Source organism: Streptomyces sp. NPDC022910, from assembly GCF_055561075.1.
This window is the reverse complement of the sequence record NZ_JBVHHL010000052.1, coordinates 1-21881: the sequence shown is the minus strand read 5'-3', so window position 1 is coordinate 21881 and position 21881 is coordinate 1. Positions and strand designations below refer to the sequence as shown.

Here is a 21881-nt window from a genome sequence, read left to right as displayed (position 1 = left end):
ATCGGTGGTGCCCGGCCGGTGCCGGCGGCAACGGCGCACGGGGTCGCGTGAGTCGGTGATACTCCCTGTTGAGGCGCGAGGATCCCTCGACGGCTCCGCTTCGGAAGCGGGGGTCGGCGAGGTCGTCGCCGCGGTTCGGCAGTGAACTGCCCTGAGAGGTAACCAACCTGACGTGGTGACAGCCATCGCATTGCCCCCCTCCCGCCTCGACGCTGCGTGAATCCAAGCAATTTCCCTCGTGTTAAGTCAAGGCTTGAATAAAGCATCGGTCCTGGCCGCTGCCCCAGGCCTGCCATGTGGGTTACGTGAAAGGGCTGATGGGGACGGAGCGGCTCCCCGTCGAACCAGGAACCGGCGGGTCGGCTGATGACCGGTGGCGCACGAGGCGCTGCCCGCTACTCGGAGCTGTGTGCTTCCCCCGGCGACAGGATGCCACTGGCCGAGTGCAGGAGCTCTTCGCCCCGGACGCCGTGTGGGAGGGAACTGGCCCGCTCCACACCGCCAAGTTCGGGCGAATCGCCGTACCGGAGGCGATCGCGGCGGTGCTCTCGTCCGATCCCGCATCCGCACTTCCAGGCGCACGTTGGCCTGCTCGACTTGACCCGGCGTCGCAGAGTGGCCTGGTGAGGACCTCGATGCGGCGACTGATGATGCTTCTGGTGGCCGAAGGGGCCGTGGGTGACGCCCTGTCTGAGGGGCGCCGGCGCGCCGACGGTCGTGCTGGAGCCGTTGCCGGCGCGCACGTGTTCGACGGCGAGCAGCGGCCTCAGGCGGTGGCCTCGTCGAGCAGTTCGAGCACATGTCGGTAGGGGCGGCCGGTGGCGCGGGTCATGCCCATCTCACAGGTGCGGTTGCAGGAGGCGTACGCGTCATATTCGCGGGCGGTGATTTCGGCGGCCTGGGCGGTCGTGGCTGCCGCGGTGATTTCCGGGTGGAGCAGGCCGCGGTCTCCGGCGAAGGCGCAGCAGCCCCAACTGTCGGGCACGGTGGCCCCGTTGCTGAGGACGGCGGCCACGGTGCGCAGGGCGCCGTCGATGCCGAGGTGGGTGGTGGAGCAGGTGGGGTGCAGGGGGAGGGTGTCGAGCCGGCGGGGTGCGGAGCAGGCGTTCGGCGGTGAAGGCGACGCTGTCGACGATGCGCAGGGCTGCGAAGCGGGTGCGGTCGGGTTCGGGGAGGGCACCGGGCAGTTGCTGCAGGCCGTGGGTGCAGGAGGAGGCGTCGCAGACGATGGGCAGGCGGCCGTGGTCAGTGGCTGCCCAGAGTGTCTCCAGGGTACGGGCGGCCATGGTGCGGTGCCCGGCGGTGTAGCCCTTGGACTGTCAGGGCGTGCCACAGCACAGGCCGGCCAGGCCGTCGGGGACGGTGACGGGAACGCCGGCCCGTTCGCACAGCCGGAGGAAGGCGGCCGCCGAGCCAGTTGCCTGCCCGGAGGCCGCTTCGGCGGCGAAGACGCTGCCGATGCAGGCGGCGAAGAACACCGCCCGGGCCTCGGCCGGCCGGCGCGGCGCGGGGCGGGGCGGTCGAGCCCGCCGCGGGGGATGTCTGCGGTCCAGGCAGCCGAGTCGGCGCCCGTGGCGGGCGAGCCGTGTGTTGGCCTGGCGGACGGTCAGTCCGGGTTGGAGCCGGATGCGGAGCCCGTCGTTGAGGACCTCGGCGGCGCGCCAGTGGCCACGGACATCGACCAGGATGCCGTCGCCACCCGCCTGTCCCTCCAGGCTGGTGCCGCCCGAGCCCAGTGTCAGCGGGATCCCGGCTGCGCGGGCTGCGGCCATCAGCGCGCCCACTTCGGCGGCCGACGCGGCCCGGACGACGGCTTGGGGGGTGAACAGGTACGAAGAGGCGTCGTGGGCGGCCGCAACCCTGCGGGGTACGTCGCTGGTCACCCGGGCAGGGTTGCTCACACATGAGGCCAGCAGCTCGGCCAGGCCGGCGGTCGGGTCCGGGGCGGGCGGCGTGACGGCGGTGGGGCTCATGGTTCCTCGGGCGCTGGGTCGGACGGGTGAACGCCGGGGCGGTCAGCGGTCGGCGTGGTGATCCGCAGCAGGCGCGGCGCCTGTGCGGCGGGCTCGGGCAGGCGCAACGGGAGCAGGCCGGGGGTGATGCTGCCCAGGACGGTGGCGCGGCGGGCGCCGGTGCCGGACGGGAGGGTGCCGGGCAGACCGTTGACGGTAAGAAAGCCCAGGATGGCGAAGGCCAGGGCTTCCTTGGCGTCGGAGGGCAGACCGAGTTCGTCGCTGGTGCGCAGGGCCACGCCCGGCAACTCCTCGGCGATCATGCGCATCAGCACCGGGTTGCGGGCGCCGCCGCCGGAGACGACGAGCTGGGTGACTTCGTGGGTGCGGCAGGCGTCGGCCACGGTGACCGCGGTGAGCCGGGTCACGGTGGCCAGGACATCGTCGGGGCGGGGCGTGGGAACGGCCTCGAGTGCCCGCTGCAGATAGGGCAGGTGGAAGTGTTCCTTGCCGGTGCTCTTGGGGGCGGGCCTGCGGTAGTACGGGTCGGCCAGCAGCAGCGTGAGCAGGTCGGGGCTGGTGCGTCCGGCGGCGGCCCGGCGTCCGCCCTCGTCGTACTCGGCGGCGCCGTCGGTGAAGTGGCGCACGGCGGCGTCCAGCAGGGCGTTGGCGGGGCCGGTGTCGAAGGCCAGCGGGTCGGCGCCGGGCGCCACGATGGTGACGTTGGCGATGCCGCCGAGGTTGAGGGCGGCAGGGACGCCGGGCAGGCCGCGCAGCAGCAGGGTGTCGGTCAGGCCGACCAGAGGGGCGCCCTGCCCGCCGGCGGCGACGTCCCTGCTGCGCAGGTCGGAGACGACAGGGAGGCCGGTTGCTTCGGCGATCCAGGCGGGTTGCCCCAGCTGGAGGGTGCCGCTGACAATGCCGTCCTCGACCCAGTGGTGCATGGTCTGGCCATGCGAGACCACCAGGTCGGCGGTGTCGTCGCACAGGTCGCGCAGGGCGCGTGCGGCGGCGTCGGCGAAGGCGTGGCCGATGCCGGTGTCGAGGGCGCAGACGGCCTGGGTGGTCGTGGCCGCCGGCGGGAGGGTGGCGGCGATCAAGTGGCGCAGGTCGTCGGGGTAGGGGTGGGAGAGGTGGCCGAGGGGCCGCATGAGCAGGGTGTCGCCGTCGAGGGTGAGTTCGGCGGCGGCCGCTTCGATGGCGTCGTACGAGGTGCCCGACATCAGGCCGATCACGCGCACGGTGCCTCCTGGGGAACGTATCTCCGCGCGGACTTTGTCGGACAGGCGTGAGGCATGGCGCGTCCCAGTGGATGTCGTGGTCGGGGCAGTCGGTGCGGACGGGACCGCTCGGGCAGGCGGCCCCGTCTCTCGGTCGGTCGCGGTGCGCGCGCGCAGTCACTCCCGTCCGGCGGTCGCGGAGACGCGGTCGGAACCGGGACCCGGGTCGCCGTCGCGCGCGCTGATCGCCTCGGCTGCGGTCGCGCGATGGAACAGGCTCACCAGGGCGCCGACGGCCAGGGTGATCACCACGCCGATCGGTACCAGCCATTGGGCGGCGATCGCCATCGGCACGGTGGCTCCCGCCGTGGTGACGTCGATCTTCACCTCGCGGACGATGTAGGTCATGACCGCCACGGTCACGACGAACGCCACGATGGAGTCGACCTCGTTGGCGCGCTTGATGAGCCGTCCGAGGAGGAAGGCGCCGAGCAGCGCGCCGTAGGTGTAGCCCGCGATGGTCAGGCCGGTGAGGTAGACGTTGCCCGTGCTTGTGCTGAAGGCGCAGGCGAAGACAGCCATCAGCACCGCCCACACCAGCGTCATCACCCGGGCGAGCTTGAGCAGGGTGTCCTCGGAGGGCGTGCTGCGGAAGAAGCTGTGGATGATGTCGGCGACCGTCGAGTTCGACATGGAGTTCAGCGCTGAGGACAGGGATCCCATTGCGGCGCCGAGGATGCCGGCCACGAGCAGGCCGGAGATCACCACGGGCAGCCCGTGCAGGATGAAGTTCGGGTAGAGGTTGTCGGAGCTGGTCAGGCCCAGTTCCTTGAAGGTCTTGCCCTGGTTGTAGGACCACAGCAGCGCGCCGACGAGGGAGAAGGCGGCGAACTGGAGGGTGACGAAGACACCAGAGGCGATCATGGCCTTCTGGCCGTCGCGCAGCGAGCGGGTGGCGAGGATGCGCTGGACGATCAGCTGGTCGGAGCCGTGGCTGGCCATCGCGAAGATGGCACCGCCGATGATCGCGGTCGGCAGGGCGAACGGGCTCGTGAGGATGTGCGCCAGGTCGAAGTTGGTGTCGAAGAGCTTGAACTGGCCCGCGTGCAGGGCCCGTGCGAAGCCGTCGCCGCCGACGTGGCCGGACAGTACCGCGATGGTGAGGATCGCGCCGCCCAGGTACAGGCCCATCTGGATGGCGTCGGTCCAGATGACGGCCTTGATGCCGCCGAGGTAGGTGTAGACGACGGTGATCACCGTCAGGACGATGATGATGACGCGGTAACCGGTGTGCACGCCGAACTCGTCGAGCAGGAGCTTGATCGGGATCGCGGAGGCGAACAGCCGGACCCCCTCGGCCAGGAGCCGGGTGAAGACGAAGGTCACCGAGGCGAGCCCCTGCAGTTTGAGCCCGAATCTGCTTCCCAGGTACTGGTAGGCGCTGACGAAGCCGCCGCGCTTGTACAGGGGAATCAGCACGGTGGCGACGACGACGCGGCCGATCACGTAGCCGAGGGCCAGTTCGACGTTGCCGAAGCCCTGCCCGCTGTACGCGCCGCCGGGCACGCTGATGACCGTGAGCACGCTGGTTTCGGTGGCCACCACGGAGAACGAGACGATCCACCACGGCATGTGGCCTTCGCCGACGAAGTAGTCCTTCGCCGATTTCTGCCGTCCGGCCAGGCGCAGTCCGATCACGGCGATGGCGACCAGATAGACGACGACGACCACGAGGTCGAGTTGGCGCACACTCACTCCTAAACAACGGCCAGCGGGGTCACCGGCGGGGTGGGGACAGTGAGGAGGGGCGTCGTCCGCCGTACGCGGACGACGTGGGGTTCGTGCGGTGCCGAGGCGTCCAGCGCCAGCAGGCGTGCGCCGTCCAGCGGGTCCCCGAGCGGGGGACGCAGGTCGAGGGGGCGCGGGGAGCCGGTGAGGGCCGACCGCAACGGACCGAGGAGCGGTTCGCCGAGGCCGGTGAGCCCGCCGATGACGGTGACGGGGAGGGTGTCGCCGCCACCGATCCGGCCGGCGGCGGTGAGTACGGCCTCGCCGAGCGCGGTGGCGGCGTCCTGGACGATCGCGGAGGCGACGACATCGCCCCCCGCGGCGGCGCGGGCCACGTCCGGGGCGAAGGCCGCGGCGGTGCGGGCGGGGTTGCCGCCCCGGCCGACGGCCGAGGGCAGTTGGTCGGGGTCGCCGAAGTGCTCGACGGCGGCGGCCAGCAGCGCGGTGTCCGGTCCGCGTCCGTCGTGGGCGCGCAGTGCGGCCCGCAGTCCCGCCGCGCCGATCCAGGCGCCGCTGCCCTCGTCGCCGAGCCAGGGACCCCAGCCGTCGACGCGGGCGTACGATCCGTCGTCCCCGATGCCATGGCGACCGAGCCGGTGCCGATCGCGAGCACCACGCCGGTACGGCCGCCGAAGGCGCCCGCGTGGGCGGTGACCGCCTCGTTGGTGACGGCCACCTCGTCCGCGGGGAGGTCGTGGAGGAGCAGGCCGGCCAGGGCGCGGGCCGCCTCCGGTGCGGCGGCAGCTCCCGCGGCGCCGACACAGACGGCCGTCAGCCGGAGCGAGGGCTCCCGTTCCAGGAGCGGGAGGACGGCGGCGCACACAGCGGCACGGGCCGCCTCCACTCCGTTGTCGGCGGCGAGCCCGGGGGCCCCGGGCACCTCGTGGACGTCGTGGGCAGGGCCGCCGCCGCTCCACAGCACGGCACGGCAGCCGATCTTGCCCAGGTCCACCGCCACTGCTGCTGTCATACGGCACGCCTTCGTGTCTCCGGGGACCCGGCGCGTCGGGCGGTCACAGGACGGCCGGAAGGCCGGTGACCGGCGCGGATCACGGTCCAGCGAGTATCGGAAGGCAGACCTCTCGATGTCAATAAGTGACCTCACGCAAGTCTGATCGTAAATTTTTGACGCGCTGCCGAGGCGTGGCTAATGTGTCGCCCATTCACTGAGGAGGGAACGGCCCATGGCCCGCCATGAACCACCCCGCATACCGGACCAGCCGACGGAGACCACGTCCCCCGCCGGCACCCTGGCGCGTATCCGCGCGGCGCTGTCGACGCTGGCGCCCTCGGAACGGCGGGTGGCCGACGCCGTCCTGGCCGATCCGGCGCAGGCGTCGGAGCTGTCCATCAGCGCGCTCGGCAAGCGGGCCGACACCTCGGTGGCCACGGTGATGCGGTTCTGCCGGGCCATAGGGATCCCCAACTACCCGCAGCTGCGCCTCGCGCTGGCCGCGGCCGCCGCCCGCGAGCACGCCCTCGGCGGCGAACGCCCGGCGCCGGGCACCGACATCAGCGCCACCGACACCCTGGACGATATCGTCAGCAAGATCATCTACAACGAGGTGCGCGCACTGGAGGACTCCGAGGCCGGGCTGGACGTCGAGGTGCTGGGCCGGGCGGTTGACGCCGTGGCGCAGGCCCGGCGGATCGACATCTTCGGCGTCGGCGCCAGCGCTTTCGTCGGCCAGGACCTGCACCAGAAGCTGCACCGGATCGGCCGCATGGCCTTCATCTGGACCGACCGGCATGCCGCGCTCACCGCCACCGCCCTCCTCGGACCCGGCGACGTGGCGCTGGCCATCTCCCATTCCGGGGAGACCGAGGACACCGTCGAGCCCCTCCAGGCCGCCGCCGAACGCGGCGCCACCACCATCGCCCTCACCAACGTCCCGCGCTCGACCCTCGCGGAGAGCGCGGACCTCGTGCTGACGACCAGCGCCAGGGAGACTCCCTTCCGCTCCGGCGCGACCGTCAGCCGCATTGCGCAACTCGCGTTCGTCGACTGCCTGTTCGTCGGCGTGGCGCAGCGTTCCTTCGACGCCACGACCGCGGCGCTCGAGAAGACCTACGCGGCCGTCCAGCGCCGCAGGCGCCCTCAGCCGCACCGTCGCACACCGGCCGGCGACTGACCGCCGTCCGACCTCTTCCAACCTCAGCACCACCCCCGAGCACCACCCCTGAAAGGACGACCGCGCCGTGGACCTCAGTACACTCGGCACCGAGACCCGCAACGAGCGGACAGCCGAACTGGACCGCATGCCGGTCTCCCAACTGCTCTCGGTCATGAACGCAGAGGACCAGACCGTCGCCTTCGCGGTACGCGACGCCCTGCCGGAGATCGGCGCCGCCGTCGAGGCGATCACCCAGTCGCTGCGGCAGGGCGGACGGCTGATCTACCTCGGCGCCGGCACCAGCGGCCGGATGGGCCTGCTCGACGCCGTCGAGTGCCCGCCCACCTTCGGCACCTCCCCCGAGCAGGTGGTGGGCCTGCTCTCCGGCGGCCCGGGCGCCTTCGTCGTGGCGGTCGAAGGGGCCGAGGACGAACCCGCGAGGGCGGTCGCCGACCTCGACGAGATCGACGTGAACGACCGGGACACGGTCGTCGGGCTCCCCGCCAGCGGCCGTACCCCCTACGTCGTCGGCGGCCTCAAGCACGCCGCCGCCAAGGGCGCCGTCACGGTGTCGGTCGCCTGCAACCGCGACGCGGTCATCAGCCGTTACGCCGACATCCCGATCGAGGTCCCCACCGGCCCGGAGGTCCTCACCGGGTCGACCCGGCTCAAGGGTGGCACCGCCGAGAAAATGGTCTGCAACATGCTCTCGACCGCCTCGATGGTGTGCGTGGGGAAGGTCTACGGGAACCTCATGGTCGATGTCCGGGCCAGCAACGACAAGCTCGTCGACCGGGCCCGCCGCATGGTCGTCCAGGCCACCGGCACCGACCCCGACACCGCCGCTGATGCCCTGCGTGCGGCCGGCGGCCATGCCAAGACCGCCATCGTCATGCTCCTCGCCCACTGCACCCCTCAGGAGGCCGCCCGGGCCCTGGAGAAGGCCGCCGGCGACACCCGCGCTGCCATCGCGAACTTGTGACTCAGTACTGCCGTACGCGGGCGTGTGGCACCGAGGGGATGCGCAGACAGCCTCCGAAGTCCTGCGACCTGATCGCTGCATGGCCAGGATGGGGGTGGCGACCTCGAGCGGTGACGCCACGAACTGTTGTCATGCCAGGCGGGCCCGGCACCTGACGGCATCAAGCGATCCAGCTCACCAGGCGCGTGCGCAGCCCTGGCATCCTGTGACGCCGGCCGGCATCGGTTGCCCCGCTCGTCCAACGGGGTGTGGGCGGCGACCGCCGGCGCCAGGATCCCGGTCACGTCGTCCCGTGCTCTGCACTCGGGGAGACTCCCCTCGTAGGGCCGTCCCGAGAAGTTTTGGGCCAGGCGGCCCGATCAGCAGACTTCCTCGTAGGGCCAGACGCTCGAATACGAGGTGCGATGCTCAGGCCTCGGCTGCTGCGGCCTGGATGTCCTGGTGGATATGCCCCATCAGCTCGTCCATATCACCGACCTTGGGGTCGAGCTCTCCGGCGCGCGGCGCGACCTGCTGGAGCCACGCCGCCGTGGCCGGCGCAAGCTCAACGGCCTCTTCTTGTCGACCGTCGCCGAGCAGGTCTTCGATCTTGAAGGCGACGCTGCCGAGGGTCTCGTCGTCGGTTTCCGGTACCAGGTGACCCTTGAGTCCGGGTGGATAGGGTCTCCGCTCCCGGAATTCGCGCAGGGCGGTGACCACCGCGGGCTCGGCGCTGAATTGATCAAGGAGGCCCATGAGGACGTACAGCCGTGCCACCGTGACTTCACACTCGACCGCGTGGTCGCAGGTTCCGGTGTGATCGCCGCCATCGAGGCGACACGTACGACCGGGTGAGGAACGGGCCCCCAGACTTGAGGCACGCACGAGGTCCTCGTCCTCATGGTCCAGCGAGGAACCCGGATGATCCAGCGAGGAACCCCGGGTCTTCAGACCCGGGGTTGAATCGCTTTTCTCGACCCCCGCGCTGGAGTACGTCCTTCAGCAGACGTCCCCGTGGCGAACTGGAGTGATGCTGCTGACCATGGACCAAGTGGTCGGCGGACGGGTCACAGTGTCGCCAGGACCGCGAACGGATCGGCGGTGCCGCCGTTGTCGATCGCGACGATGCGTCGGCGGAGCGTGAAGGTGGCTCCGGGCTCGAGCGTGAGCTGACGTTGTGTCATGGCCCAGATGCCACACGCGTACGCGGTGAATCCGGCCTCGTCGTACAGCAGCCCGTACGTCTGGCGGTCGGAGCCGGTCATGCCGATCCACGGTGCGGTCGGCGCGAAGTCCTGCGGCGAGCCCGCCGTGATCGTGCCGTGCCCCGCGACGCCACTGCGCTGACCGGTGCCGTCGTGGTCCAGGACGTCACCCACCCAGACCGTGTGCGGTGCGGTACCGCGGTTGGTGAACTCCGTCTCGGCCGTGACCCACGGCTCGCCCGCGCGCACGCTGTACGTCGTCACGACGCCGATGTCGGGCACCGACGTGCTGGCGCCGACCGCACGGACCGAGGCGATGGGGCCCTCGGGCGACACCACCTCGACGGACGTGGAGCGCACCGTACGCTGCTGCCATGCGTTGGAGCCGCGCGGCTGCTGGGCCGATGCGTACGGGAGGTTGAGCCAGTCCAGCTGGTCCAGGTGGCCGACGGCCGCCAGGTCCAGCGGCTTGCCCAAGGTCACGCCGGAGAGTTGAGGGTCCTCGGAGCCCGCCGAGACGGCCAGCGCCAGCTTGTCGTTGGCCAGCACGATGTCGTCGGCCATCGCCTGCGACTGTGGACCGGGCACCTTCCGGCCCGTGCCGGCGCGCACCGCGCCGGGCGCGAGGGACATGACGGCCCGCGTCTGAGAGCCCTTCGCGATGGTCGCGGTCGCGTTCCCGGGCTCGTATCCGGCGCCGACGGCGGTCAGCCGGTAGGACCCGGGCGGGGCGAACGCGAGGAACTCGCCCTCGGGGTCGGTGATGCCGGAGGCGATGCGCGTGCCGTCCGTCGCGGTCACGGTGACCTCGATGTTGGGCAGCGGCGCACCGGAGACCCTGTCGGTCACGCGGCCCGACAGCCCGTCACCCGCGTCGATCCGCCGTGCGCCGGGCCGGCCGTCCTGCACTTCGAACGCGGCGATGGTGAAAGCGGGTGAGGCCGGATCGCGCGCGTCGAGCACGATCCGAAGGTCGCTGCGCCAGCGCTCGGGGGTCACGTCACACAGGACGTAGCCGCGATAGGAGCCGTTGTAGAACCGCACATGGGGGTTGGCGGGCAGGCCGAGCCGTACGTCCGCGTCCCAGCCGGCGCCCGAGGAGATCGACGTGCCGACGAACTCGGTGGCGATGGTGGGGGAGTCCGGTTCGTCGAAGTCGGTCTTGAGGTCGTTGACCCAGTGTGTGTGCCAGTCGCCGCTGAGCACCACCGGGTTGGCGGGGCTGTGCGCGGCGATGAAGTCGAGGATGCGGGAACGGGCCGCGGCGTATCCGTCCCACTGGTCGAGGTTGACTATCTTTCCGGGACCGAGGTCGTAGTCGAACTGGGCCATGATCGTCTGTTGGGCGATGACGTTCCAGTGGGCCTTCGAGCGGCTCAGGCCGTCCAGCAGCCACTGCTCCTGGGCCGGTCCGGTCATCGTGCGCGCCGGATCCAGGACGTCGGGGCCCGGTTCCTTGCGGCCGTCGCCGTACGCCTGGTCCGTGCGGTACTGGCGGGTGTCCAGGATGCTGAACTCCGCCAGCCTGCCCACGTTCACCCGCCGGTACATCGTGGCGTCGGAGCCCTGCGGCTGCTGCGCCGGCCGCATCGGCAGATGCTCGTAGTACGCCTGGTAGCCGTTGGCGCGGCGCTCCAGGAAGGGGCGGCCGTCACCGGCCCCGCCGGGCACGTCACCGGCGTAGTTGTTCTGGACCTCGTGGTCGTCCCAGGTGAGGAAGAACGGGAAGCGGGCGTGGGCGGCCCGCAGGTCGGGGGAGGTCTTGTAGAGCGCGTGCAGCCGGCGGAACTCGGTCAGGCTGCCCGCCGCGGTCTCGTAGATGTAGTCGCCGAGATGCAGGACGAAGTCCACGTCCTGCTCCGACAGGTCGCGGTAGGCGGGATAGGGGCCGCCTGCCCAGGACTGGCAGGAGACGAACGCGAACCGTAGGCGGTCGGCCTTGGCGCCGGGCGGCGGCATGGTGCGGGTGCGTCCGACACGGCTGAGGACGCCGTCGTGGCGGAACCGGTACCAGTACCAGCGGTCCGGTGCCAGGTCCTCGACGACCACGTGGACGGTGTGTGCCGACGCCGCGTCGGTCGTCACCCGGCCCGTGTGCACCAGCTGGCGGAACTGCGCGTCGCGCGCCACCTCCCACTCCACCTCTGCGGGCGCGTCGGGCATGCCGCCCGTCGCCGCGTCGAGGGGGTCGGGTGCCAGCCGGGTCCACAGGACCACGCTCTCGTGGTCGGGCTCACCGGAGGCAACACCGAGGGTGAAGGGAGCGGGGTCGAGCTCGGCGGCCCGCGCGTCCAGTGCGTCGGCCAACTGCGTGAGTGCGATGCCGCCCACGGCACCACCTGCCAACGCGAGGAATCTTCGGCGGTCGAGTGTTCTGAAGCCGGCGTTTGTCATGACCGCAGACTGTGTTGCCGATGCGCCATGATGATGACATTTCAGTAAATGCCGTACATACACCGGCTGTCGTACTGCGTGTTCGGTCCGCAGCAGCCGAGAGATGTCCGTCGCCGCGCACCTGGCCGGGGTCAAAGCCGGGAGCGCTCGTTTCCCGGTCAGCTGGTCAGCTGGTCAGCCAGGTCACGCCGGTCTGCACGCGGTCGACGGTGACGGTGTCCGTGGTGTGTCCCAGGGCCACGGTGGAGCCGGACAGTCCCGGAGTCTCGCCGAGGTCGGGAGTGACCTCGGTGATCCCGTCGGCCGCCGGGTTGTTCTCCGTGCCGACCGAGGCGAGGGCGTGGGAGGCGGAGGCCGCAGTGAGCGTACGGGGCGGAAGCCTGCGGTCCCTTCATCATGGTGCCGTCGGCGCGAAAGCCGAGCCGGGCTGCGAGGCCGGGCTTCGGGGTCATGAGGATGCGCCCGTCGGAGATCACGTCGCCGAGCGTACGTCCGCTCGCGCGGATCGCGAAGCAGTCGCCGTCGGCACCGGCCGCTCGGGTGCTACAGCTTCACCGCGTCCGTCCCGCGCGAAGGACTGCGGCCCTTGTGCGACCCGGACGCAGTCGAGCTGGACGATGACGACCATGGTGGCGAGGAGGTGTAGTCGTCTGTCCGCTGGTCGTGTCTTCAGTCCCCCCTGCGGTCGAGGGCGGCGACCTCGCGTACGGCCTCGGCGATGGCGCGGAAGTCCTTACGCAGGATAGCGGGGCCCAGCTTGTGCTCGCGGGAGAGCCTGCCGAGTTCGATGTTGCTGTTCGCCTGCTGTTCGGCGGTCTCGCTTTCGCTCCGCATCCGGCGGCGACGGATCGTGTCCGTGGTCCGGGAATGCGGGGGCGGGTTTCCTCACGCCCCGAAGCACCCGATGCGGCCTGGACGGTCCGATGCCCCACCCGATCGCTCTGGTCGTGTGGGGGCGGTGCCGTCCGTCGCCGGATCGGGTATCCCAGAGCGCGTCGTCCGATCGCCACGGCAGCAGCGTCGTGCCGCGTGGCCTTCCTGTTCTTGGTGGTGAGGGGCTTTTGCCAGTGCTGGGCACCCCAGCGGCTGGTGTAAGCGGGATCGACAGCGACGACGGTGATGCCCAGCTCGGCCGCCATGGACACCAGCCTGCTGCGCAGCTTCGCAGTGGGCGTACCGGAGATCAGCTTGCGGAACCGTTTGCGCCGCCCGTGCTTCTCCCGGGTCTTCTGCGCGGCGAAGTCCAGGTCCTCGATCGCGAGGGACAGGCCGTGGTGCTGGGCCCAGTGCAGCAGGCGGATGAGCGCGTGCCGCACCTGCGCGTCCCGATGCCGCGCGTTGCCGGTGAGGTCGTAGTCGAACCTGCGGGGCTCACCGACCGGGTTGCCATGGGCGTCCAGCCGCCAGGCGGCCAGGTGGTCGGCGTTCATGTCCACGCCGACCAGCCCGCCTGACCGGGCCGCCTCCAGCGGCACGGTCCGCACCGGTGGGATCTGCCAGGAAGCAGTCAGGTACCAGCGGTCACGGTCGGGGTCGTGGTGGATGCGGTAGGCCACGGCCCGGTTCGCGATGATGCGGTCGGCCCACTGTTCGCCCCGGTGCCGGAAGCCGACCTCGCAGGCCAGCACGTACCGGCCGTGAGGCGCGTTCGCCAGGTCGGCCAGGGGCGCCGGAAGCTTGATGCTCACCTCACCGTCCGGGGTGACGCGGATCGTTTCATTCCCGTACCGCTTCCCGCTCTCGCCATCGGCCTCGAGGAACCAGCGCTCCGCCTCCCACCGCAGCCGCCACTGCGCCTCGGTCAACTGGGCGGCTTCGAGGTGGTGCCGGGCGCGCAGAAGCTTCTTGCCACCCCGCACCACGCGCACGCGTCCGGCCTCGAAGTCCGCCCGCTCTCGCTCCAGCCGGTCTTCGAGCAGGTATTGACGCCGGGACTTGGCAAACCACTCCTGCCGGGAGCGGTAACCGCCCGGCTGCCCCTGGGAGCCCTTTGCCCCGATCGGCAGCGACAGACGGCGCGCGATCATGCGGATGCCCGCTTCGAGGTTCTGGATGCAGGCGAGCTGACCGCGCCGGGCCAGCGCCCACTGGTCATGCGTGGCCTTGGTGATGCTGCCCGCCCAGCGCGACGAGGACTCCCCGGTCACAGCCCGCTTGCGCTGCGCCCACTGATCACTGTCATGGTCCAGCCCCACCGCGCACCGGACCTTCAGGTCGCGGGAAGCCAGGGAACCAAGCAGGTTACCGACCAGGCGCAGCACCTTCTCGTCCTGGGCGGTCACCCCCTTGAGACTGTCACGGATCGCCACCCCGGACGGGCCGGGCACCACGAACGGCGCCGCCACCTCAGCCCGCCCACTTCCCCCACCCCCGCCCGATGCCGAAGATCCATCACCGCACTCAACGAGCACCTCCCGCACAGGTCACGCATTCGATGAAAAAACTCCCGTTCCCTTCCAAGGTCCGTTGTGCGGTCGTCGATGCTCACTCATGCACACCAAAACGCGCCCAAGCGCTGCCAACCGGCAGCAGCTCCACCCCTGAGTGGCGAACTGGCCATTGAGGTAGACCACAGGGATACCGGGACCGCCGGTGTCGGTGACGGCCAGCGCCGTATCGTCAACCGGCACCATGCCGGCCCACTTCGAATCGGTCGAGGAAGTGCTGTTCTTCGTCATGTGTTCCCCCGGGTCGCGTGACAGCGTCTTGTACGACTTCTCCAGGCCCTGCACATGGATCGCAGGCCCCTCGGGACGGCCGGCCGGGCCGCCGGCGACGACCGACAGGATCTCGATCGCGGTGGGCCCGGCCGCATGGTCCTGGCTCTGCTCCTTCAGAGGCTGCGGGCGGTGATGTCGCCGTGGGAGGTCGTGGCGCGGATGTCGAGTTCGGCGGTGCCATCGTTCTTGAGGGCGTTGTTGATGCGGCCGTAACCGGTGCCGGCGTCCAGGGCGGCCGAGACGCCGCTGGCGGCGGCTACCGAAATGTCGCCGGACTGGGTGCGGAGCACGACCGTGCCGCGCACGGCCTCGGTGATCCGGATGTCGCCCCTTGCGGTGCTGATCTCCGCGGGGCCGCCCAGCCGGCCGACCTCGACGTCGCCGTCGATCGCAGTGAGGCGGACGCTCGCGGCCTCGTCGATCTTGATCTGGCGGTACGCGCCTTCGAAGGCGACGTCGCCGAGGCGGCCGACGCCGCGGAGCTCGGAGCTGGCGGCCTTGGCCTCGATGCGGGAGCCGGCGGGCAGCTGGACGGTGACCTCCAGGGATCCGGAGGGGCCGAAGAGCTGGTTTCCGGGCTCGGGGGTCTGTATACGCAGGACGCCGTCGGCGTAGGCGACGGTGGTCTGCTCGGCGGTCTGGACGTCGCGGCTCTTGGAGGGGTTGGCGGGAAGGACCTCGACGGTGGTGTCGGCGCGGTCGGCGGCGATGAACTGGATGCGTCCGGCGGGGATGTCGAGAACGGCGGAGATCGGGGCCGGGGTGTCGAACTTCTGCATCGTGCTCTCCCGTGTTCGCTGTTTGTTTCTGACTCCGGAAACGCTACGTTGCTTTCCATAGTCCGGCAACAAGTTCGTTGCATTGTATCGACATCCATGCAGGTGAGGTGCTAGAAACTGTTGCAACGGATCGGTTGGTAATGCAACGACGACAGCTCCGATTATTGCAATGAATGAGAAGTGAAAGCTATGGTGGGGGTAGCAGAGACCACCATGAAGGATCACCAAGGAGATAGCGATGCCGGGAGGCAGGCTCACCCAGCAGGAACGCCGGCAGATCGCGCTGGGGCTGGCCGACAGCCTCCCCTACGCCGAGATCGCGCGACGCCTCGACCGTCCGACCTCGACGATCACGCGTGAGGTGATGCGCAACGGCGGCCCCACCGCCTACCGCGCCGACCTGGCCCACCGCGCCACCCAACGCCGCGCTCACCGGCGCAGGCCCCCTTCCTCCCGAGGGTCGGAGTCGGTCCCCCAGCCCCACGGACGCGATGCCGAGGCCGTGGCCGAGTACGAGGAGACGCTCACCACCGTCCTCATGGCTTCGGGCCTGCCCAAGATGACGGCTCGGGTGCTGACCTGCCTGTTCACCACCGACGCGGGCAGCCTCACCGCGTCCCAACTCGCCCAGCGCCTCCAGGTCAGCCCGGCGTCCATCTCCAAAGCCATCGCCTTCCTGGAGAGCCAGAGCCTCGTCCGCCGAGAACGCGACGAACGCCGTCGCGACCGCTACGTCGTCGACGACGAGCTCTTCTACCAGGCGACGATCGCCAGCGCCCGATCCAACGACCAGCTCGTGGAAACCGCACGGCAAGGCGTCGCCATCCTCGGCCCCCACACCCCCGCCGCCGCCCGCCTGGAGAACATCGCCCGCTTCCTCGACTTCATCAGCGAAAGCATCACCCGCGCAGCCGAACAGGCTCGCGAAGTCCTCCACACCAAACCCGAGACAACCCCAAACGACACCGCCCGACCAAGTCCAGGCCACGGATAGACAACCGTCTCGATCGTCACGGCCAGGAGACGAAGCGGGCTGCGTTCTGGGGGAAACATAGGGTTCCGCCACGGCGGCCGTCATCATCCCTACTTCCTGCTCCACCTGGCACGGGTGTGGTCGAGCAGGACCGTGGACTCGTGCTCGGCGGCCGCGTCGATCACCGCGCCGGCCGTCTCGGCGAAGTACCCGTTGCCGAGCTCGGGGACGGCAAGGGCGATGATGCCCGTGCGGCCCTCGCGCAGGTGCCGTGCCGTCAGGTTCGGCCGGTAGCCCGGTTCGTCGATGGCCGCGTGCACGCGGGCCCGCATCGCCGGGATCGCCCCGGCATCGCCGGAGCCCCGGAAGCCAGCGCCTTGTCATGGCCCTGGACAGCGGCCGGGAGCCGTGTTCTCATGCCAACTGCCGTTGCTTACAACGTTGTACAGACTGAAGCAGTGAGCCGCCACCTTTCCTCAGTCTAGGAGGATCCGTGCGCATCAGACCACTCAGACACCGCTTATCCCTCCTGCTCGCGGCCGCGTTGGGCATCGCCGGGTCGGCCGCGACACCGACCGCCACGGCAGCCGCCACACCGGCGAACGACCCCGTCGACGTCCATGGCCTCAAGGGCGAGTACTACACCCAATCCGGCCCCGGGGCCTTCGACTTTGCACAGCTCAAGGCCACCGGATTCGACCCGCAACTCGACTTCGACTCCCTGGAGTCCCGCCTGAACTCGGCCACCGGCCAGTCGGACGACGTCAGCGTCCGCTGGACCGGCCGCATCGTACCGGAGCAGACGGGCCCCACCACCTTCTCGATCATCGGCGACAACGGATTCCGGCTCTGGGTCGACGGCAAACTCGTCATCGACCACTGGATCGACGACTGGGACCGCGAACAGTCGGGCGCACCCGTCGAGTTGACCGCCGGCAAGGCCTACGACATCAAGGTCGAGTACTTCGAGCACTATGGAGGCTCCAACCTCCATGTGCGCTGGACCCCGCCCGGCGGGACCAAGACCGCCGTACCGCAGTCGGCCTTCCTCCTGCCCGAGGACTACGCCTACGACGGCGCCATCGCCACCACCGTCCAACGTGACGGCCGTACCCTCCAACTCGACTTCACCCAGGCGCTCGATGCGCCCGACGCCGGACTCACCGACCACCTTCACGCCGTGATCGGCGGAGCCGCCTGGGCGCTGGGCGCCGTCCGCCCGAACCCGGCCGACCCCAAGTCGCTGCTCGTCTCGCTGAAGGAACCCGTCGTCGGCAACAAGACCGGCACGGCGCCGGGCCTGGCGGACGTCCGCTACGACGGGCAAGGCGGCCTGACCGACCGGGACGGCAACGTTGTCGGAGCGTTCTGGAGCAGCGGCGCCAACCACTCCACGTACGAGCTGCGCACCAAGTGGGCCGACGACGTCACCCCGGCCAACGCCCACCGCGAGTACCCAAGGCCCCAGCTCACCCGCGACGCCTGGCAGAACCTCAACGGCAGCTGGCAGTTCGCCCCGGCCAAGGCGGGCGAGCAGCCGCCCGTGGGGCGCAACCTCGCGGAGCGGATCCTCGTCCCGTACCCTGTCGAGTCCCAGCTCTCCGGCATCGAACGGCACGAGGACCGGATGTGGTACCGCCGCACCTTCACCGTCCCCTCCGGCTGGAAGATCGGCGACCGCAAGCGGCTGCAACTCAACTTCGGCGCCGTCGACTGGCAGGCCGAGGTCTATGTCAACGGCACGCAGGTCGCCGAACACAAGGGCGGCTACGACAAGTTCAGCGCCGATGTCACCGATGCCCTCAAGCCCGGCCGCACCCAGGAGCTGATCGTCGGCGTCTACGACTCCACGGACGCCGCAGACGGGGACAATCCGCCGCTCGGCAAGCAGCGCCTCGATCCCAGTGGCATCTGGTACACACCATCCTCCGGTATCTGGCAGACAGTCTGGATGGAGCCCGTGGTCGCCGATCACATCGACCAGCTGAAGCTGACCCCGCACGTCGACAGCGGCACGCTCACCGTCGAGCCGCAGGGCGTGCGCGACGGTGTCCGGGTCACCGCGACCGCGTACGACGGCAAGCGCCGGATCGCCACCGCCACCGGCCGCACCGGCGAACCCCTCACCCTCAAGATCCCGCAAGCCCACTTGTGGTCGCCCGACGCCCCGTTCCTCTACCAGCTCAAGGTGGACGTCGGCGGCGACCGTGTCGGCAGCTACTTCGGCATGCGCTCCATCGCAGTGCAGAAGGTCGACGGCGTCCCGCGCACCGTCCTCAACGGCAAACCGGTCTTCATGATGGCCACCCTCGACCAGGGCTTCTGGCCGGACGGCCTGTACACCGCGCCGAGCGACGAAGCACTCGCCTACGACCTGAAGATGCACAAGGAGATGGGCTTCAACGCGGTCCGCAAGCACATCAAGGTCGAACCCGACCGCTGGTTCTACTGGGCGGACCGGCTCGGCCTGATGGTGTGGCAGGACATGCCGGCGATGACGGCGGGGGTCAACCCGAGCACCGCCGCCCGTGCGGAGTACGAGCGCGAGATGAAACAGATGATCGACGAGCACATCAGCAGCCCGGCGGTCGTCATGTGGGTCGTCTTCAACGAGGGCTGGGGCCAGTACGACATCGGCCGCGTCGCCTCCCAGGCCAAGTCCTGGGACCCCAGCCGGCTCGTCAACAACATGTCCGGTCTCAACCTCGGGGCCGACGGCGGAGCCGGCGACATCATGGACGAGCACGGCTATCCGAGCCCGGCCCTGCCGGCGCACCCCGACGGCCGACGAGCCCTGGTCAGCGGCGAGTACGGCGGTCTGGGCCTCGCGGTACCGGGCCACGCCTGGTCGGTGCAGCAGTCGTACGTCGACGTCGACCCCACCACCTACACCGACGACTACCTGCAGAAGCTGACCGAGGTCCACGCGCTGGCCTGCCGAGGCAGCAACGGCGCGGTCTACACACAGATCTCGGACGTCGAGGGCGAGCTCAACGGCCTGATGACGTACGACCGCAAGGTGATCAAGCCCGACGTGCGGCGCCTGAAGGCGGCACAGGACGCGCTGATCGACGACGCGTCACGGGCGGTACCGGCGGGCTGCGTGTGACACCCGGGCAGCACCGGCCAACGCCTCCCCGCTGTGCGCCGGACGACTGCCCACGCCACCGTCCGTGACGATCCCAGGCCCGTTCCGCCCCCGCCGCCTCGGCGGGGGCGGACCGGACAGGACAACTCACGCTTCCCACGATGCACACAGCACACCGCTCCACCCCGGCGCCCCGCGAAGCCGAGGCCACCCCCACCCAACCTCTAGCGCGTCGATGGCACCGCCACGGTCAGGTTTCTGATCTCGTAACCTCCGATCTCGTCCTTGAAGGAGACGCGCGGTTCAGTCGTCATCCGTATGCCGTCGAGTGCGAAGAGTCGGCTCAGGAACACGTCCGCCTCCAGGATCGCCACCCCGGCTCCAGGACAGCGATGGGCTCCGTCCCCGAAGGACAGACCGGCGGCTCCAGGGCCCAGCCCCAGAGCCCGGCCAGGGCGGAGGCGGTACGGGTCGTCGCCGACGGTCGCCGGATCCGTGTTGGCGTCCTCGACGAGGACGGTGACGACGTCGCCGGGCTCGACGGTGGCCGGCCCGTTCTCGGTCGGGAGCGTCAGCTCGGCGGTGGCGCGTCGGCACAGCCGCGCCACGACGGGCTCCAGGCGCAGGATCTCTTGGAGGATGTCGAGCCGCTGGGGTTCCTCGGCCGCGCGATAGCGGTCGCGCAGATCGGCGTCGGTGAACAGATGCCAGGCGGCAACACAGATGAACTCGCGTGTGGTGACCATTCCGGCGGCGGCGAAGGTCAGGCACTCGCCGAGGATCTCGGCGTCCGAACACCCGTCGGCGAGTAGATGGGAGATCAGGTCGTCGCGCTCGTGGCGGCGGTGCGCGCGTATCGCGGGCCGGACGTCGGCGAAGTAGATGCGGAGCCAGTTGGTGTTCTGACGTATGAGCCAGTAGATGCCGTGCAGGCTGGTCAGCCCGGGGGTGCCGAACTCCTCGGGGAAGAAGGCCTCCAGTCGCCTGCGTATTCCGGGCCTGCTGTGGCGCAAGCCGATGATGTCGCTGGTCACGGCGATCGCTACGTTGAAGCTCAGGTCGGCGAGCTGGGCCTGACCGGTGGCGCGCAGTACCGACAACTGTTCCTCGACGATCCGCACGATGACCTCGCGGTAGTGCTCGCTCACGCGGCGGGGTGTGAAGAACCGGGCGGTCTGGCGCCGCTGTTCGCGGTGTCCGGGACCGTCCTGGTAGAGGACGGGACGACGGATCCGCCGGGGCAGTTTCTCCACCGTTTCGATGCCGAGACCGGCCTGCACCGTCTCGGAGCTGCGCAGCACGGCACGGGCAGCCGCGTAACCGTGAACCTGCCAGCTGCCGTCGGCCGCGCGGCTCACCGGGCATCCGGGTGGCCCGCTGTTCCTGTCGATCTTACGTGCGCTGTTCTGTCCGTCGCTCATCGGGCCAACCCCCTTGGCGCTTCGACCACACGGCGCTCAGGTTCTGCCCAAAGGAGAGGTACGGCAAAGCAGTTGCACCCGGCGAACCGTTCGGCCACTTGGGCGCGAACTGCGGTGCACCCGGCCGTGGGCACCGTTCGACGTTGGCCGCCAAGTGGACGCGGCCCTGAACACTTCAGTGACGCTCGTGATCGTATGCCTCGATGTTTCGTTTGCGGGACCGTTTCGGCAGTGGGGGTGGCTCGCCGCCAGCGGCGGCCCGCAGATCCCCGTACGCCCTCGCCGTGAACTGGGCGCTTGCCAAGGCGAGTTCGCGGGAGATGAGCTGGCGGATGATCCGCAGCAACCGCCGGCCTTCTTCGTCATCGATCTCGCGAACGCGTACTCGCTCGGCCACCCGCATAGCTTGGCGGCCCGGAGGCCGCTCAAGCGATCACTCGGGCCGCGCGTCGCCCCAACAGGGTGAAGGTTGCCTGATGCGGCACTAGTGGTGCTAGCGATAGTCCGTCTGTACACCACTTTCGGTTACCCCCTTGCAACGGCCCCCCGGTCGTCGGCTGCGTCGATCTCCTTTTGGAGTTTGATCGCCTGGACGATGTTCCCGTTGAGTGTCTTGCGAATGATGGGATCGGTGATCCCCCATGCGTTTATGGCCTCTTCTGGAGAGAGTGCTGCTGAGGCTACCGCCCGGCTTGGGGGTTCGGGCCCTTGTTCGTCAGGAATAAGGCCGCTTTCAACCAACATCGTTCGATGATCAAGGTTGAGAACCGTCGCCCACGTCGTCAGTTGGGAGGGGAGCGGCAAAGTCTTGCCGTCCAGTGTTCGGCTGATCGTGGTGAGGTTCAGTCCGGTCACGGTCGCCAGTTGTGCTCGGCCGCCCTGCCGCGGGCGGACGTCGTACCCGGCCGCGACCGCGGCCTCGGTAAGAAACGCGCCGACCCGCCGCGCCTGAGCTTGTCGTTTTGCCCGGGTCCCGTGGGGGGGACCTTCCATGCTCCGCATGCCCGGAGGGTAGCGCGCACGCGTGCAAGTTACACACTGCTTGCACGTATGCGTATGTGCAGGTGAGGGCCAAGAAGGGCGTTCTTGCAGGACAGTCTGTGATTACGTATGTATGTACGGATTGAAAACTTCTCATCTGACTTCACACTGGCGACTGACGCAGGCATGATGAACCGCCCCGGGTAGGTCGGAGACTCTAGATCGTGGTTGTGGCCTGGGGTTTCTTGGTTGTCCGGTAGTAGGTGGCTTCGTATTCGGCCGGTG

The 21881-nt window shown here is 69.8% G+C and carries 16 protein-coding genes and 1 pseudogene; 4 read left to right on the top strand and 13 right to left on the bottom strand.

Annotation, left to right across the window (positions count from 1 at the left end; genetic code table 11):
• Positions 1–766 precede the first annotated feature (766 nt).
• The 5 genes from ACZ3TS_RS33245 to ACZ3TS_RS33225 form a co-directional block, all read right to left on the bottom strand.
• A complete protein-coding gene (locus ACZ3TS_RS33245; RefSeq protein WP_467625300.1) occupies positions 767–1180 on the bottom strand; it encodes a hypothetical protein in 414 nt (137 codons plus the stop codon).
• A gap of 139 nt (positions 1181–1319) precedes the next feature.
• Positions 1320–1973 carry an FAD-binding oxidoreductase gene (locus tag ACZ3TS_RS33240; protein ID WP_467625298.1) on the bottom strand — a complete coding sequence of 218 codons (654 nt, stop codon included), beginning with the start codon at positions 1971–1973 and terminating at the stop codon, positions 1320–1322.
• Entirely contained in the window at positions 1970–3193 is a 1224-nt protein-coding gene (locus tag ACZ3TS_RS33235) for an anhydro-N-acetylmuramic acid kinase (protein WP_467625296.1), read from the bottom strand. Before ACZ3TS_RS33235 ends, ACZ3TS_RS33240 begins: the two co-directional genes overlap by 4 nt.
• A 156-nt stretch (positions 3194–3349) precedes the next feature.
• Positions 3350–4921 (bottom strand): sodium:solute symporter, encoded by a 1572-nt coding sequence (locus tag ACZ3TS_RS33230; RefSeq protein WP_467625293.1) that lies wholly within the window; start codon positions 4919–4921, stop codon positions 3350–3352.
• 8 nt (positions 4922–4929) lie between these two features.
• Positions 4930–5781, bottom strand: a complete 852-nt coding sequence (locus tag ACZ3TS_RS33225; protein WP_467625291.1) for a BadF/BadG/BcrA/BcrD ATPase family protein — start codon at positions 5779–5781, stop codon at positions 4930–4932.
• Positions 5782–6144: 363 nt separating this feature from the next.
• On the opposite strand from ACZ3TS_RS33225, the gene ACZ3TS_RS33220 reads away from it, so the two are divergent.
• Positions 6145–7092 carry a MurR/RpiR family transcriptional regulator gene (locus ACZ3TS_RS33220; protein WP_467625289.1) on the top strand — a complete coding sequence of 316 codons (948 nt, stop codon included), beginning with the start codon at positions 6145–6147 and terminating at the stop codon, positions 7090–7092.
• A 67-nt stretch (positions 7093–7159) separates the two neighbouring features.
• Positions 7160–8056 (top strand): N-acetylmuramic acid 6-phosphate etherase, encoded by an 897-nt coding sequence (gene murQ, locus ACZ3TS_RS33215; RefSeq protein ID WP_467625286.1) that lies wholly within the window; start codon positions 7160–7162, stop codon positions 8054–8056.
• Between the two features lie 408 nt (positions 8057–8464).
• Here murQ and ACZ3TS_RS33210 read toward each other — a convergent pair whose 3' ends face one another.
• The 5 genes from ACZ3TS_RS33210 to ACZ3TS_RS33190 all read right to left on the bottom strand — a co-directional run bounded on the left by ACZ3TS_RS33210 (position 8465) and on the right by ACZ3TS_RS33190 (position 15133).
• Positions 8465–8812, bottom strand: a complete 348-nt coding sequence (locus tag ACZ3TS_RS33210) for a hypothetical protein (RefSeq protein WP_467625284.1) — start codon at positions 8810–8812, stop codon at positions 8465–8467.
• Between the two features lie 290 nt (positions 8813–9102).
• On the bottom strand, positions 9103–11571 hold the full coding sequence (locus ACZ3TS_RS33205) for an alkaline phosphatase D family protein (RefSeq protein ID WP_467625282.1): 2469 nt from the start codon (positions 11569–11571) through the stop codon (positions 9103–9105).
• A 614-nt stretch (positions 11572–12185) separates the two neighbouring features.
• A complete protein-coding gene (locus tag ACZ3TS_RS33200) occupies positions 12186–13979 on the bottom strand; it encodes a nuclease/transposase family protein (protein ID WP_467625279.1) in 1794 nt (597 codons plus the stop codon).
• A gap of 78 nt (positions 13980–14057) precedes the next feature.
• Positions 14058–14312 carry a hypothetical protein gene (locus ACZ3TS_RS33195; RefSeq protein ID WP_467625278.1) on the bottom strand — a complete coding sequence of 85 codons (255 nt, stop codon included), beginning with the start codon at positions 14310–14312 and terminating at the stop codon, positions 14058–14060.
• A gap of 155 nt (positions 14313–14467) precedes the next feature.
• Positions 14468–15133 (bottom strand): DUF4097 family beta strand repeat-containing protein, encoded by a 666-nt coding sequence (locus tag ACZ3TS_RS33190; protein ID WP_467625276.1) that lies wholly within the window; start codon positions 15131–15133, stop codon positions 14468–14470.
• Positions 15134–15371: 238 nt separating this feature from the next.
• Here ACZ3TS_RS33190 and ACZ3TS_RS33185 point away from each other — a divergent pair, with 238 nt between their 5' ends.
• Positions 15372–16127 (top strand): helix-turn-helix domain-containing protein, encoded by a 756-nt coding sequence (locus ACZ3TS_RS33185; RefSeq protein ID WP_467625273.1) that lies wholly within the window; start codon positions 15372–15374, stop codon positions 16125–16127.
• 104 nt (positions 16128–16231) lie between these two features.
• On the opposite strand, the pseudogene ACZ3TS_RS33180 reads toward ACZ3TS_RS33185, so the two are convergent.
• Positions 16232–16438: pseudogene (locus ACZ3TS_RS33180) on the bottom strand (LacI family transcriptional regulator); the annotation flags it as partial.
• A gap of 161 nt (positions 16439–16599) precedes the next feature.
• Between ACZ3TS_RS33180 and ACZ3TS_RS33175 the strand changes: the two are divergent.
• Positions 16600–19215: a PA14 domain-containing protein gene (locus ACZ3TS_RS33175; protein WP_467625272.1), complete on the top strand. Its 2616-nt coding sequence runs from the start codon at positions 16600–16602 to the stop codon at positions 19213–19215.
• Positions 19216–19418: 203 nt separating this feature from the next.
• On the opposite strand, the gene ACZ3TS_RS33170 is transcribed toward ACZ3TS_RS33175, so the two are convergent.
• A complete protein-coding gene (locus ACZ3TS_RS33170) occupies positions 19419–20615 on the bottom strand; it encodes a cytochrome P450 (RefSeq protein WP_467625269.1) in 1197 nt (398 codons plus the stop codon).
• A 525-nt stretch (positions 20616–21140) separates the two neighbouring features.
• Positions 21141–21617: a transcriptional regulator gene (locus ACZ3TS_RS33165; protein ID WP_467625267.1), complete on the bottom strand. Its 477-nt coding sequence runs from the start codon at positions 21615–21617 to the stop codon at positions 21141–21143.
• Positions 21618–21881 lie beyond the last annotated feature (264 nt).

Excerpts from the sequence above, each read along its gene's own strand:
- ACZ3TS_RS33170 (WP_467625269.1), bottom strand. The coding sequence starts at position 20,615 with ATGAGCGACGGACAGAACAGCGCACGTAAGATCGACAGGAACAGCGGG.
- ACZ3TS_RS33195 (WP_467625278.1), bottom strand. The coding sequence starts at position 14,312 with ATGACGAAGAACAGCACTTCCTCGACCGATTCGAAGTGGGCCGGCATG.
- ACZ3TS_RS33220 (WP_467625289.1), top strand. The coding sequence starts at position 6,145 with ATGGCCCGCCATGAACCACCCCGCATACCGGACCAGCCGACGGAGACC.
- ACZ3TS_RS33240 (WP_467625298.1), bottom strand. The coding sequence starts at position 1,973 with ATGAGCCCCACCGCCGTCACGCCGCCCGCCCCGGACCCGACCGCCGGC.
- ACZ3TS_RS33190 (WP_467625276.1), bottom strand. The coding sequence starts at position 15,133 with ATGCAGAAGTTCGACACCCCGGCCCCGATCTCCGCCGTTCTCGACATC.
- ACZ3TS_RS33165 (WP_467625267.1), bottom strand. The coding sequence starts at position 21,617 with ATGCGGAGCATGGAAGGTCCCCCCCACGGGACCCGGGCAAAACGACAA.
- ACZ3TS_RS33185 (WP_467625273.1), top strand. The coding sequence starts at position 15,372 with ATGCCGGGAGGCAGGCTCACCCAGCAGGAACGCCGGCAGATCGCGCTG.